The organism is Rania fehmarnensis (genome assembly GCF_056494185.1).
On sequence record NZ_CM151398.1, the window covers coordinates 7,721,584 to 7,735,614 of the forward strand.

10 protein-coding genes are annotated in these 14,031 nt (G+C 53.7%); 9 read left to right on the forward strand and 1 reads right to left on the reverse strand.

Annotated features, from left to right (window positions below; genetic code table 11):
- The first annotated feature begins 134 nt into the window (after positions 1–134).
- On the forward strand, positions 135–608 hold the full coding sequence (locus SH573x_RS26325) for a hypothetical protein (RefSeq protein ID WP_479351034.1): 474 nt from the start codon (positions 135–137) through the stop codon (positions 606–608).
- A gap of 340 nt (positions 609–948) precedes the next feature.
- The gene (locus SH573x_RS26330) at positions 949–2,895 is read left to right on the forward strand and encodes an ABC transporter ATP-binding protein (protein ID WP_479351035.1); all 1,947 of its coding nucleotides are present in this window, start codon (positions 949–951) and stop codon (positions 2,893–2,895) included.
- Positions 2,896–3,009: 114 nt separating this feature from the next.
- On the opposite strand, the gene SH573x_RS26335 is transcribed toward SH573x_RS26330, so the two are convergent.
- The gene (locus SH573x_RS26335; RefSeq protein ID WP_479351036.1) at positions 3,010–3,444 is read right to left on the reverse strand and encodes a hypothetical protein; all 435 of its coding nucleotides are present in this window, start codon (positions 3,442–3,444) and stop codon (positions 3,010–3,012) included.
- A 491-nt stretch (positions 3,445–3,935) separates the two neighbouring features.
- On the opposite strand from SH573x_RS26335, the gene SH573x_RS26340 reads away from it, so the two are divergent.
- From SH573x_RS26340 to SH573x_RS26370, 7 genes are all read left to right on the forward strand, one after another.
- Positions 3,936–4,418 (forward strand): chemotaxis protein CheW, encoded by a 483-nt coding sequence (locus tag SH573x_RS26340; protein ID WP_479351037.1) that lies wholly within the window; start codon positions 3,936–3,938, stop codon positions 4,416–4,418.
- Positions 4,419–4,481: 63 nt separating this feature from the next.
- Positions 4,482–6,836: a methyl-accepting chemotaxis protein gene (locus SH573x_RS26345; protein WP_479351038.1), complete on the forward strand. Its 2,355-nt coding sequence runs from the start codon at positions 4,482–4,484 to the stop codon at positions 6,834–6,836.
- Positions 6,837–7,365: 529 nt separating this feature from the next.
- Positions 7,366–7,662: an STAS domain-containing protein gene (locus SH573x_RS26350; RefSeq protein WP_479351039.1), complete on the forward strand. Its 297-nt coding sequence runs from the start codon at positions 7,366–7,368 to the stop codon at positions 7,660–7,662.
- 123 nt (positions 7,663–7,785) lie between these two features.
- Positions 7,786–8,760 (forward strand): hypothetical protein, encoded by a 975-nt coding sequence (locus tag SH573x_RS26355; RefSeq protein ID WP_479351040.1) that lies wholly within the window; start codon positions 7,786–7,788, stop codon positions 8,758–8,760.
- A 19-nt stretch (positions 8,761–8,779) separates the two neighbouring features.
- A complete protein-coding gene (locus SH573x_RS26360) occupies positions 8,780–9,142 on the forward strand; it encodes a response regulator (RefSeq protein WP_479351041.1) in 363 nt (120 codons plus the stop codon).
- 69 nt (positions 9,143–9,211) lie between these two features.
- Positions 9,212–11,287: a chemotaxis protein CheA gene (locus tag SH573x_RS26365; RefSeq protein ID WP_479351042.1), complete on the forward strand. Its 2,076-nt coding sequence runs from the start codon at positions 9,212–9,214 to the stop codon at positions 11,285–11,287.
- Positions 11,288–11,354: 67 nt separating this feature from the next.
- Entirely contained in the window at positions 11,355–13,967 is a 2,613-nt protein-coding gene (locus SH573x_RS26370) for a methyl-accepting chemotaxis protein (RefSeq protein ID WP_479351043.1), read from the forward strand.
- The last annotated feature ends 64 nt before the right edge of the window (positions 13,968–14,031 follow it).

Here is a 14,031-nt window from a genome sequence, read left to right on the forward strand (position 1 = left end):
TGCGAGTGACGCACGAGGCGTCGAACCGGCCCTACATCTAGAAGACTCATCAGTTTCGCTTCCTTGGTCGGCAACAATCGCGCCCCGGTCTCCTGTCGTTTTCGGGTACGTATATCAAGTTTAAGGATACCATCATGGCAGTCGCTATCCATCATCATTCGCTTTCAACGATGATCAATGCGGCCTTCCTTCAGGAGGTGAAGGAATCGAACATCGAGCTATGGGATGTGGTTCACGAACTTCGTCACTTGGTCGAGGGCGCTGCCAGCTCGGCGTGCAACGCCAAGCGCTTGGTAAGTCTGCTCAGCCAATTGCGCGACCAGTTGGCTTTTGCTTTTTCACTGGAGGAAGCCTACGGTTTCATCGAAGGCTGCCGAGGGATTGCGCCGCGCATAGCTCAGCGAGCTCAAATGGCCAAGCAGCAACACCGCGAGCTTTACCTGCGCATCCATGAGCTGTGCGAGACGGCGGAAGAAGCACAGTATCGCGGCGTGGCCGATCGCGAATTCAACGAACTTCTTGCAGCCACGGCTGATTTCGACGCCCAGTTCCGAGCCCATGAGCAGCTCGAGTCGGAACTGATGACCGAAGGTCTCATGCCCTCTTAAATGGCGCGGACTGAAGCCTGTGGCAGGTTCGTTTTTAAAACGCAGAGTTCGCAGAGCCCGCGGAGAAGATCGTGCGCCTCTGCGTACCGATTTCCGACCGCTCGTCTTTCGGTTGTGAGCGGCCCTGGAGAGCCGCTCTGCGAGTGATCTAGTGTTACACGTAGCAGCGTCTCTCCGAGACGCTGATTGGTTAAGGGCGAGTCTCGGAGAGACTCGGCTACGTGGGAATTTTCGATATGGACTCACAGTGGCAGTGTTGTCACAATACGCCCCGGACGCCTAGGAGAGCTGCACGGATGCCGCCCTTGGTGCGACCTCTAGAGGGACTGATCGAGATACGATGAAGAATTTTCGACGCGCGATATTGGATTCGCTGCATCACTGGCCCATGCTTGTCCTGGCGACCCTATGCTCCATTTGCGTGGCAGCATTGTGGAGTGCTAACATCGGGGCCATGTATCCCGTCATTCAGATGACGCTGGAAGGCAAGTCCGTTCAAAGCAAAGTCGCTGAGTCTATCAAGGGTACCCAGGAAGAGCTGGGCAAACAGGTTGAGCGTGAGGTCGAGCTCAAGAGCCAGTTGGCAGCCGCTGCCACCCCAGCCGATAAGGCTCCTATTGAGCACGAACTGGAGCAACTGAACAAACAGCTAACCCGATCGCAGAAGACGCTGGGCTGGCAACACTGGCAATTGCAAGTGGCTGAAAACGTACTGCCCAAAGATCCGTTTCAGACAATCTGTTGGATCATGGCCATTCTGGTCTTTAGCACGCTGGTCAAGCATCTGTTGATTTTGGCTAACGACATGCTCATTGGTCGTGTATCGACGACCATAGTGCGTTCGCTGCGACGGCGATTGTTTGATCAAGCCTTGGCGTACGATCGGCGGACCTATCAGGCTTACGGCACCAGCTCGCTACTGGCTTCGATTACGCATACTGCTGACATGCTCAGCAACGGGTTGATCAGCTTTTTTGGAGCCGCTATTCGCGAACCACTGCGCGTGGTGGCGTGTTTGATTGGAGCAGCCATCGTTTGCTGGCGCCTGCTACTGCTGAGCGTGATCTTGGCACCGCTGATGATTCTAGTGGTCTACTGGTTCAATGGCCGCGTTAAGAACATCGCCCGCTCAATGTTGGGCCGCACCACAGGTTTTCACGAAGTTATCCTGGAAGCCCTCAGCAACATCTTCACCGTGCAAGCCTACACGATGGAAGATTCGGAGCGCAAACGCTTTGCCAATTGCACCGAAGATATGCAGACATGCAGCCTGCGGATGATTTTCTACACCGGGATGAGCAAACCCTTTACCGAATTGATCGGCGTCGGCATGATTGCCATCACCGTGTGTGCGGGCGCCTATCTGATCGTCAACAAGCAAACGCACATTTTCTTTCTGCGCATTTGCAACGAGCCGATGGACGTCGCCCAACTGATGGCTTTCTTTGCACTGTTGATCGGTGCCAGCGACCCGCTCCGCAAGATGTCAGGCGTATTCTCAAGCATCTACGGCGGCGCGATTGCTGCCGACAACCTCTACCAAATGCTCGACCATCCACCGACGCTGGTCGAGACCAAGCAACCCAGGACTGTCGCTCATCCGCATCGAACTATATCGCTTAGCAATATTTCGTTTGCCTACACGCCCGAATGCCCGGTGCTGAAAGACGTCGACTTGACCATTCCGTTTGGCAAGACGCTGGCCATCGTAGGGGCCAACGGCAGCGGTAAATCTACTCTGATTCAATTGTTATGTCGTTTTTATGATCCCATTAGCGGTAGCGTTAGCTTGGATGGAGTCGACTATCGTGACCTGACATTGCGCGACGTTCGGCAGCGGATCGCGCTGGTCAGTCAACATACGGAACTGTTTAATCGCACCGTCCTGGAAAACATTCAGTACGGAAGTCCTGACACGACTCGAGAAGATGCCATCGAAGCCGCCAAGCTAGCGCACGCCCACGAGTTCATCGTCAGCGCACTGGGGAATGGCTACGAAACGGTCGTCGGTCAGGGCGGCGGTCGACTTAGCGGCGGACAACGTCAACGCATTGCACTGGCCCGAGCAATTTTGCGCAAACCTGAGATCCTCATCCTGGATGAATCGACCAGTCAGATTGACATGGCCAGCGAGCTTCTGGTCCGCGAGTCACTCGCCCAGATGAAAGGCCAGTGCACCATCATCATCATCACGCACCGCGAAGCCCTTGCGGTGCTCGCCGACGAAACGTACGAAGTCCGCGACGGCCGGCTCCAGGCGACCACCTACGGAGTGAAGGCGGCCTAACGTCTCCTTTTGCTCCGCAAAAGGATTTAGCCTTTCGCGGAGCGAAAGGAGACTCTTACTGACCAGCATCACCGCCTTCTACGCTCGTCGCGTGGCAACGCAACACGTCCAACCCTAGTTCCCCACCGCGGCCCCTATTGCTCCGCCGATGTTGGCACCGCGGAAGCCGCCGATTGCACCACCTATGTTCGCGCCCACGTTGGCGCCTCGGTTATAACCTCCGTAGTAGCCATTGCCATAAAAACCGCTACCGTAGTAGTTGTTACCGTAGTAACCGCCGTAAGATGGACGATTGTAGATGGATCCGTAGTAAGGCGAATTGTAATACGATCTGCCGTAGTACCGGGTCCCGCCATAGTAATTGCCGTAATTGCGCGGATAGGTGTTATAGTAGCGCACCACGGGCGCCCGGTAACCGTAGCCGCGATAGCCAACGTAACCGCCGCGAAATCTACCACGATTTTGCGCCGACGCATCAACACTTGTCGCCATCAACGTTATTCCGGCTAACAATCCAATAGCCATCAACTTGGCTGCTTTCTTGAACATTGCTCAACATCTCCCTAGTGATTATTCAATTGCCGGCCAGCCGCCCCCCCCAGTTGGAGAAATCGGCTAAGCCTGGCTGATACACAATGGGTAGAGCTTGCAAGCTGTGTACCACACCAGCGCCAAGTGCCTCCCCCGAACCCAGCAGTTTGCGCAGGCCGCTCAGCACCCCTGAATGGCACAAACTGACACTGTTCCCATGATTGCCAGTGGACAGAGTTCTTCTAGTGTCCTACTGTTTCCAAGGCGGAGAGTACTTTATGCATGGACGGTGGCGAAGCTAGATAGCATCCCACGAAGAAATCCGCCGATTGTTCTGCACCCCTTGCAGATGTCTTCCTCCCTGGCAAACAACTCGCTCTGGCATGGGCTACCGGTCCGTGCTTGTCACCTTTTTCACCAGCCAGGTGCCTAGCGCAGCATTTCCCACGCATCGCACGTGAACCCGCACGCGTGTGAGTATTTGAACATCCCATTATTTGGAGTAATTCATGTCCGAAATGTCCGTCATCGATGCCGATGTCAGCTCGTCCAGTTCTCACCAGTTCCTTACTTTTTCGCTGTGCGACCAAGAGTTTGGTATTGAGATCTTGCGCGTGCAGGAGATTAAAAACTACAGTCGAGTAACACCCATTCCGAACTCGCCTCCCAATGTAAAAGGTGTCATGAATCTGCGCGGCACGGTCATTCCGATCGTTGATCTGCGCAGTACTTTGGGCATGCCTTGCGCCGAGTACGACAAATTCACGGTGATCATCGTGGTCAACATCGATTCGCGGGTGGTGGGCCTGGTGGTGGATGCAGTCTCAGACGTTATGGACGTCAATCAAGTGGACATCGAAGTCCCCCCGAGCCTGACCAGCGAGGCTGGACAATCTGTCGTTAACGGCATTGCCAAATCCAATGACAGGCTGATCACGATTCTCAATATCGCCAAGTTGGTTCAGGGCGACACACCCGCCGCAGTCGCGTAGGACTTGTGAGCTGATTCTTGATTCTGAACATTATATCCGGTCAACTACGCGAGGTGGACGTCCATGCAATTTCTCAATCGTCAGAACGCCAGTACTCTGTTTGTATATACGCTTTTAGCTTCACTTGTTAGTTTGCTGATCGTCGGCGGCCTGGCTGTCCAGACGGTAAGCAACGTCAAAGTTGGCGGCAAGCTGCACGACCAAATCATCGAAGGCAAAGACTTGGTGGCCGATATTCTTCCACCACCCGCCTATATTATCGAAGCTTTTCAAGTAGTAGGTCAGATGCTGCGGACCAATGACGCAGCGCAGCTGGAAATTCATCAAACGACGGTAAATCGCCTTGAGGCAGAATACCAAGATCGACTCGCGTTCTGGAATGAACAGATGGCCAGACACAGCGGCGATCCTAGCATGCTCGCCGTGTTTGAAACGCTTGAGGGAGCCTCACGCAAGCCCGCCGAAAAGTTCTTTAAGGTCGTCCGCAATGAGTTCTTGGCCGCTTTGAATGCGGGCGAGCAAGCGGCGGCTGAAAAATTGTACGATCAGACATTAAAGCCCACCTTTGAAGAACATCGCCAAGCGATTGATGAAGTGGTCAAGCAAGTAACGGCACATAACGCGAATGTAGAACGTCAAGTCGGCGCGACTGTCGCCAGCAGTTCATGGTGGCTGCTCGGAACTATTGCTACAGCTCTCGCCATCGTGGTGACTGCCGGTTGGACGGTCTTCCGCCTGATTCGCAAGGCCGAGAATCGCAACAAGGACTTCACCGGGCGTTTCAATGCCATCGATCGCTCACAAGCAATCATCGAGTTCAACTTGGATGGCACGATAATAACCGCTAATCAGAACTTCCTGGATGCGACCGGTTATCAACTTGGCGACATCAAGGGTCGACACCACAGCTTGTTCGTACCTAACTCGATCTCCACCTCCGCCGAATACAAGCAATTCTGGGCAGACCTAAACGCAGGCAAATACGTAGCCGGTCAATTCGAACGACATAAGAAAGATGGGGCATCCGTTTGGTTGCAAGCCTCATATAACCCAATACTGGACCAGAATAACAAACCGTTCAAAGTGATCAAATACGCCAGCGACATTACCGCTGCCAAACAAATGGAATTTGCCATAGCCGAACGTCAGCAACAAGACGAACAAGCCGCCATACATATGCGTCAGCGTGTCAATGAAATTTTGACAGTAGCTGAGCGCGTCGCCCAACGAGACTACTCCAAGAGCCTGACTGTGAGCGGCAATGACGAAATTGGCAAGCTGGGTGAAGGCCTGAGCCGATTCTTCGATAACAAACGCACTGCCGAAGAGGCTGAACAAGCTCGCAATGAGCGTGAACGCGAGGCCGCAGCCGAACTGGAACGCAAGGTCGCCCTGGTTCTGGAAGCCGTCAGCTCGGTAGCCGATGGCAAGTTCGATGTGACCATACCCAACTTGGGCGATGATGCTGTTGGCCAGGTAGCCACAGCACTTCGCTCGGCAGTTACCGCCATGCGAGGTGCTCTGCAAGAAGTCCGCAACGTGGCTCAAACTGTATCGACCGCTTCACAGCAATTGAACGGCGTGGCCCGAGAAATCTCTGCAGGCGCGCAGTCCCAAGCTTCAAGTCTCGAAGAGACCGCCTCCAGCTTGGAAGAAATCACTTCGACAGTCAAGCAAAACACCGACAATGCGCAGCAAGCGCGACAGCTGGCCAACGGCTCACGCGATGTGGCCGAACGCGGTGGCGCAGTTGTACACGACGCAGTCTTGGCCATGGAAGAGATCAATCAGTCGTCCAAGCGCATCGCTGATATTATCACTACCATTGATGAAATCGCGTTTCAAACGAACTTGCTGGCTCTCAACGCTGCGGTCGAAGCGGCTCGCGCTGGTGAACAAGGTCGGGGTTTTGCAGTCGTCGCGGCCGAGGTTCGCAACCTGGCCCAACGCTCAGCCAGCGCTGCCAAAGAGATCAAGACACTGATCCAAGATTCGGTGTCCAAAGTTCAAAATGGCACCGACCTGGTGAATCGTTCAGGACAAACGCTTGGAGAAATCGTCACTAGCGTTAAACGTGTCACCGACATCGTCGCCGAAATCGCAGCTGCGTCGAAAGAACAATTGGTCGGTGTCGAGCAAGTCAATAAAGCCGTTGCTCAGATGGATCGTGTGACCCAAGCCAACGCAGCCCAGACCGAAGAGATGTCGGGCACTGCTGGCATGCTGCTGACACACTCTGAGCAGTTGGCCGAATTGGTCGGTCAATTTCAGCTAGAAGGCCCAAGCGACAAAACACGCCGTGCCAGGCGTGACGAAGTCAAAGCGGTCGTCTCCAAAACTACACTGGAAGCAGAGGTGCGACCAGCGCCGGTGACCTTTACTACGTCCCGCTCCGAAAACGCCCTGCTGGAGTTCTAAGCCGTGGGCGTTGCCCCGGTTCCTACCTCAACCATGCTAACGCCTTCGGTCCACTAAGCCGAGGGCGTTAGCCCCGGTTCCTGCCTCAACCATCGCGAACGTTCAACAACCAAGGCTAACGCCTACGGCCCCCTAAGCCGTTGGGCGTTAGCCCCGGTTCCTACCTCAACCATCATGAACGTTCTAGAACCGAGGCTAACGCCTACGGTTTAGGTGCCAACCGGCTTAAGCCACCTTACCCGCTAGAATTTGCTCGCACTTGTGCAAAGTTCTATTGGACAACCCAGAATGTGTATCGTAACCTTTGTCAGTTGAATAAGCGGTGCCGTTCAGGAGTAGTTTAACGGTTGCGTATTCGACGCCTGCGACTTGCCCCGCAGCCTCTGTTGATCCCTGTAAATAGAAAAGGTCTATCCCGCAGCCGACCGAAGCTGCGCGGCTCCGGACCGTTGGGTCTTCTTCCGTTTACGACGAAGGCCCGTAGAACAATCGGGATATCTATACAACGTGCTGGGGGGCACCGACAACGATGACTAATGTGCGCTATGAATTTTCGGACGATCAAGCCAGCATTGTACTGGACGGTCGCGTTGATATCCGCAATGCAGTTGAGTTGCAGCGGACGCTGGTTGAAGCCGTAGCGTCAGGTCGTCCGATAGTTGTCGATTGCGCTTCGACCGAATGGCTCGACACTTCTTGTATGCAATTGCTGCTCGCTGCGCACCGCTGCGCACCAGGTCGAGTAAGCGTCAAAGTTGGTACCGAGGGCACGGTGCGTCACTGGCTCGAGCAGAGTGGCTTTGCACGCGAACTAACTCTCGCTTGATCTCGGATCTCCGCTGGTCGCAATCAACTTAGACACGGTGTGGAAACGTCGCTTACACACACCTCGGTGTGGATTGAGCTTGTCACGTAACTAACCTCTGGCCCCTTGAAGGATATTCATATTATGGCGCAAACTCATAAGAACAATTCGCTCCTGGATGGCTCGTCCATCTCGGCTATATTGACGGTCTTGGATATCGTTTCGGAACAGTTGAACGATATTGCCAAGGACGTCGAAATCTCGGTCGTTGGTGTGTGTAATGGCTTTCAAGGCATGAGCACTCGAGCTCGTACTGCCTTGGCCAAAGCTGCTGATGCATTGGATACCAGCAGCGACGATGGTGGTTTGCCGGCCTTCGTCCATCGCGTGCGTATGGCTTTGGCCACCATGTTAGCGCGCTTGGAATCATCGCGTGATTTCTCGCTGCACCTTACCGAGCAGATCGATGAAATCGATGAACGTTTGAGCCTGGTTGTCCGACTGGGCGAGAAGATGATCCAGATCTCTGGCGATGCGCGTAATGCCACGAATCACTCGATTGGCATCGTCAAGCGAGCCATGGGCAATCGCGTCGAAGCCGAGCAGATGCTCGACAGCTTTGCAGTCCTGGCGCAGGCCTCCGCTCAGTGCGGTCAAGCTATTTGTAGCCTGGTCATGGGACTGAGAAGCATTACCAAAGATGGTGCCTCGCGAGCCCGTGCCAAGTCGGAAGAAGATCAAAAGACAATCGCCTCCAGCGAATCAACGATTCGTACCACGCTCGACATGATGTCGATCTCGTACGAGAAGATGAACGAATCACTATCTAGCTCCGCTGCTATGAACCGCCAACTTAACCTGGACATCGGTCAATCGGTGATGAGCATGCAGTTCCAGGACCGCGTCAACCAACGTATCGAGCACATTGTTGAGACCATCCATGAACTGTCAGCCGATTTACGCCCGCTGACTTTGACGCGCGATCCAGAGACGGCGGACAAAATCATCAAGCTGTGGACGGATCGGCTAGCCGAAAAGTCCACCATGAGTGCTGAACGAAACATGTCCGGAAATGCTGCGGCCGAGCCCTCGGTAGAATCTACCATCGACCTCTTTTAAATAGAAGAAAGGTAATCTTATGTCTACAATTCTCGTCGTCGACGATTCCGCCTCGATGCGTCAAATGGTGACTTTCACCCTGCAATCGTCGGGTTATGAAACGATCGAAGGTGCCAATGGCTGCGAAGCCCTAAAAGTCAGTGACGGTGCCAAGGTCGACTTGGTGATCACCGACTTGAACATGCCTGAAATGGATGGCATCACGCTCGTGAAGGAACTTCGGGCTAAAGAAGCCTTTAAGTTCACACCCATTCTGTTGCTGACCACTGAATCGCAAGATACCAAGAAGCAGGAAGGGAAAGCGGCAGGTGCCACCGGTTGGATCGTCAAACCTTTCAACCCCGATCAATTGATGGCGGTCGTCAAGAAGGTCTTGAAGTAGGACAACGGCCTGGCAGGTTGAGCGTTGTTCTAAAAAATAGACCTGACCACTATTGCCTCGGAGATTAGCATGCAGATTGATGTCAGTCGCTTTCGCGCGGCCTTTTATGTCGAAGCGGAAGAGCACTTGGAGCACATGGAAGCTGCACTGCTGCAGCTGGAGAGTGCACCCAACGATAACGAGCTTCTCAATACGATCTTTCGAGCTGCGCATAGCATCAAGGGTGCCAGCTTGACGTTCGGTATCGAAGAGGTCGGCAAGTTCACCCATGTGCTCGAGAATCTGCTTGATCGTTTGCGTGAGGGCAAACTAGCTACCTCCAGCGAACTGGTTGAATTGCTCCTCTCCAGCATTGATGTGCTCGAGGGCCTGATTGCCAACTCACGCGATGGGGCGCCGCTGCCCGCGGAGTTGGAAGCAGTTTTCGCTCAATTGCAATTGGCCAACGGTGATAATACTACGAAGCAGGACAAAGTTGTTGCGGGTCTCGCAGTCGAGTCAGTAACTCGTGGCCAACTCAAGTATCGAATTGATTTTAGACCTTCGCGAGAGTTCTCCCGCTTCGGTCAAGACGCACTGCTGCTCCTGCGCGAATTATCCGAAATGGGCGAGTGCAGCCAGGTGGTTCTGCATAGCCAAGCCCTACCAGCCCTGACAGAAATGAATGCCGAAGAATGTTACGTCGGCTGGACCTTGGACTTGATCACTGGCGAGCCTCAACGTTCGCTGGAAGAAGTGTTCATGTTCTTGGACAACAACAGCACTTTTTCTATCACTCAGGCGGCTGACCAAAAACAAGACTTCGATGCAGTTCCTTCGGCCATATCCACACTTACAGCTGCAGCCAAGATGACGGATATCGCCACTCCCAGTGGAAGTGCGAACAAGATTGCCGGAGCCACCAAAACGCCATCCGGAAATGAACCTGCTCGAAGCAGTGCGCCTCAGCGTGGTAACGAAAATGAAACGGTGCGTGTCGACCGCCGTCGCTTGGATGATTTGATCAATCAGATTGGCGAACTGGTCATCGGTGCCTCGATGGTCGAACAAGAGTTGCTAGGGGTCAACAGCGGCTTGAAACTCGATTCAATGGCTGCTTTGGGCAAGATTGTACGCGACTTACAGGAGATGAGCCTCTCACTGCGAATGGTGCCGATTGCGGCTACGTTCCAAAAGATGAATCGCGTCATTCGTGATGTAGCCAAGAAACTCAACAAGCAAATCGACTTTGTAACCGAAGGTGATGATACCGAACTGGACAAGTCGGTCGTCGATCAAATCGGTGACCCGCTCATTCACATGGTTCGTAACGCGGCGGACCATGGAATTGAAATGCCCGAAGCGCGGGTTGCGGCCGGCAAAAATCCGGAAGGCACCGTGCGTTTGCGCGCCTTCCAACAGGGCGGCAACATCTACATCGAATTGTCCGACGATGGCAAGGGCCTAGATAAGACTCGCATACTAAACAAGGCCATCGAACGAGGTTTGGTCGCGGCCGATGCGAATCTGTCCGAGCAAGAGATTTGTAATTTAATCTTCTTGCCGGGTTTCTCAACGGCCACCGAAGTTACCGAACTTTCTGGGCGCGGCGTCGGCATGGACGTCGTGCGTAGAAATGTCGAAGCCCTGCAAGGCAGCGTCAGCGTTCGCTCGGTTGCCGGTCAAGGCTCGACCATGACAGTAAGGCTACCGTTGACCCTGGCGATTCTGGACGGTCTGCTAGTGCGACTGGGCGAAGAAGTTTTCATCCTCCCACTATTGTCAGTGATCGAATCGATCAGTGTTCAACTGCAGGACATTCGCCCGATCGTGGGCATAGGAGAGATTATCTCGCTGCGTGGTGAAGTTGTTCCGCTATTGCGACTGGACAAGGTCCTCGGCATGCCTCGGAGTGCCCAAGACGACCAGCGATTGATCGTGATTGTCGAAGATCAAGGACGACGCATCGCGCTGCTGGTCGACGAACTATTAGGACAACAGCAGGTTGTCATCAAGAACCTGGAATCCAACTTTAGAAAGGTTCCGGGGGTAGGCGGCGCGACCATCCTGGGCGACGGTCGCGTAGCTCTGATTTTGGATATCTTTGGTCTTTCACATATGTCTGAAAATACTGAACCGGATGGCGCGCTGCAAATGAGCGTTTAATTCGGTCGAAGTTCAGTTTAGCTATACCGTCTGAGGAAAACAATTACAGCTTGAGAATGGGGAATTTATGAACAGATCTACAAACTTGACAAGTCGTTTCTGGATTGTGATGTGGTTAGTAGGTGGCAGCCTATTTAGCCTGGTAACTGCGATCGTCGCTGGCCTGCTCAGTCAGAGCACGTTTGTCGGCTGGCTGACTTTTAGTAGTCTGGAAATGCTGGCGACTCTCGTGGCAGGCTGGATCGGCCTGCGCGGCACACGGGCTACGCACAAACAACTTTCGCTAGCGAAATCGCAACTGAATGCAATCAATAAGGTACAAGCGATCATCGAATTCAACCTCGATGGAACCATCGTGGATGCCAACGAAAACTTTTTGAGAACCCTCGGCTACACTCTCGATGAAATTCGTGGCAAGCACCACAGCATGTTTGTGGAATCGACCTACGCGGCTAGTCCCGAGTACCGTCAGTTTTGGAACGATCTGGCCGCCGGGCGCGCGCAAGTCGCGGAATTCAAACGCATCGGCAAAGGCGGCAAAGAAGTCTGGATTCAGGCTTCGTACAATCCCATCTTTGATGAGCACGACAAACCATGCAAGGTTATCAAGTTCGCTATCGACACCACGGCTGAAAAACTGCGGACTGCGGACTTCGCGGGTCAACTCGAGGCCATCAGTAAAGCTCAAGCCGTCATCGAATTCGATCTCAGCGGCAAGATTATCAGTGCCAACGATAACTTCTTGACTACCTTGGGCTACTCGCTCAACGAAATCAAGGGTAAACATCACAGCATGTTTGTCGAATCTGTGTATGGCAATAGTCACGAGTATCGCAAGTTCTGGGACGACCTGCGGGCTGGTCAATATCAGGCCGGTGAATTCAAACGCATTGGAAAAGGTGGCAAAGAGGTTTGGATCCAGGCCTCCTACAATCCCATCTTCGATATGAATGGCCAGCCGCTGAAAGTCGTCAAGTATGCCACTGATGTGACCAAAGCAAAACTGGCCGCCGCCGACTCCAGCGGACAACTGGAAGCTATCAACAAGGCTCAAGCTGTTATTGAGTTCGATTTAAACGGCACCATTCGCTGGGCCAATGACAACTTCTTGTCATGCGTGGGTTATTCGCTATCGGAAGTTCAGGGCAAGCACCATAGTATGTTTGTCGCTCCGACCACCAGTGCGAGTCCCGAATATCGCAAGTTCTGGGATGACCTCCGCAATGGAATCTACCAGACAGCTCAATTCGAGCGAGTGGGCAAAGGCGGCAAGAAGATTTGGATTCAGGCTTCATACAATCCGATCCTTGACCTCAACGGCAAACCATACAAGGTCGTCAAGTACGCGACCGATATTACGGCCACGAAGGAAATGGAATTCGCGATCGCCGAGCGTCAGAAGCAAGATGAAATCGCTGCCACCGAAATGCGTCGCCAGGTCAATGAAATTTTGACCGTAGCCGACAAAGTTTCGCAGCGCGACTACTCGATGACTTTAAGCGTGCGTGGCAACGACGAAATCGGTAAGCTGGGTGAAGGGCTGGCCAAGTTCTTCGCCGATAAGCGGGCAACCGAAGATGCCGAACAACTTCGCAGTGATCGTGAACGTGCCCTGGCCCAAGAAGTCGAACGCAAAGTTGCGGTCGTGCTGGACGTCGTCAACTCTGTCGCTGCAGGAAACTTCAGCGTCACAATTCCGGACTTGGGTGACGACCCGGTTGGCCAAGTGGCTGCGGCCTTGGCAACAGCAGTTGACGCCATGCGCTCTGCGCTGTCGGAGGTCCGAGACGTGGCCGGAACAGTGTCGACCGCCGCCTCGCAACTGACCGAAGCATCGCGAGAGATCTCCTCTGGCGCTCAAACGCAAGCCTCCAGTCTTGAAGAGACCGCTTCCAGCCTCGAAGAAATTACCTCGACGGTCAAACAGAACACCGACAATGCTCAGCAAGCCAGGCAACTGGCCAATGGCTCGCGGGATATCGCTGAACGCGGAGGCAATGTCGTTAGTGAAGCAGTGCAAGCCATGGAAGAAATTAACAACTCTTCCAAGAAGATTGCCGACATCATTACCACCATCGACGAAATTGCTTTCCAAACTAACTTGCTGGCTCTGAATGCAGCCGTGGAAGCCGCCCGCGCCGGCGAACAAGGACGAGGCTTTGCCGTTGTGGCAGCCGAGGTTCGCAACTTGGCACAACGCTCTGCCAGCGCGGCCAAAGAGATCAAGTCTTTGATTCAAGACTCGGTAAACAAAGTTCAGAATGGCACCGAACTGGTTAATCGTTCAGGTCAAACGCTCGGCGAGATCGTCACTTCGGTGAAACGCGTGACCGACATCGTGGCAGAAATTGCAGCCGCTTCCAAAGAACAGTTGACCGGTATTGAGCAAGTCAACAAAGCCGTGGCTCAAATGGACCGCGTCACGCAAGGCAACGCGACGCAGACCGAAGAAATGTCGGGCACAGCTGGCATGCTTCTGTCGCACTCACAACAGTTGGGAGACCTGGTCAGTCGATTCCAACTGGACGGACAAAACTCCAAACGCTTGTCTCGACGCAATGAAGGGCACACTGAGACTCGCCAACGTGACTCAGTGCGACCAAGTGAAGCAAATCTCAGACACGCACCTATTGTAATGGACCACTCCCATCTGGACGCCAGTGGTGTGCTGGAGTTTTAAGGTAGTACAGTTAATTTGATTTAGCTTTGAGAAACTGGTGTTGATCGATCGCAGCTCTGAACCT

Excerpts from the sequence above, each read along its gene's own strand:
- SH573x_RS26345 (WP_479351038.1), top strand. The coding sequence starts at position 4,482 with ATGCAATTTCTCAATCGTCAGAACGCCAGTACTCTGTTTGTATATACG.
- SH573x_RS26340 (WP_479351037.1), top strand. The coding sequence starts at position 3,936 with ATGTCCGAAATGTCCGTCATCGATGCCGATGTCAGCTCGTCCAGTTCT.
- SH573x_RS26330 (WP_479351035.1), top strand. The coding sequence starts at position 949 with ATGAAGAATTTTCGACGCGCGATATTGGATTCGCTGCATCACTGGCCC.
- SH573x_RS26325 (WP_479351034.1), top strand. The coding sequence starts at position 135 with ATGGCAGTCGCTATCCATCATCATTCGCTTTCAACGATGATCAATGCG.
- SH573x_RS26350 (WP_479351039.1), top strand. The coding sequence starts at position 7,366 with ATGACTAATGTGCGCTATGAATTTTCGGACGATCAAGCCAGCATTGTA.
- SH573x_RS26370 (WP_479351043.1), top strand. The coding sequence starts at position 11,355 with ATGAACAGATCTACAAACTTGACAAGTCGTTTCTGGATTGTGATGTGG.
- SH573x_RS26365 (WP_479351042.1), top strand. The coding sequence starts at position 9,212 with ATGCAGATTGATGTCAGTCGCTTTCGCGCGGCCTTTTATGTCGAAGCG.
- SH573x_RS26360 (WP_479351041.1), top strand. The coding sequence starts at position 8,780 with ATGTCTACAATTCTCGTCGTCGACGATTCCGCCTCGATGCGTCAAATG.
- SH573x_RS26335 (WP_479351036.1), bottom strand. The coding sequence starts at position 3,444 with ATGTTCAAGAAAGCAGCCAAGTTGATGGCTATTGGATTGTTAGCCGGA.
- SH573x_RS26355 (WP_479351040.1), top strand. The coding sequence starts at position 7,786 with ATGGCGCAAACTCATAAGAACAATTCGCTCCTGGATGGCTCGTCCATC.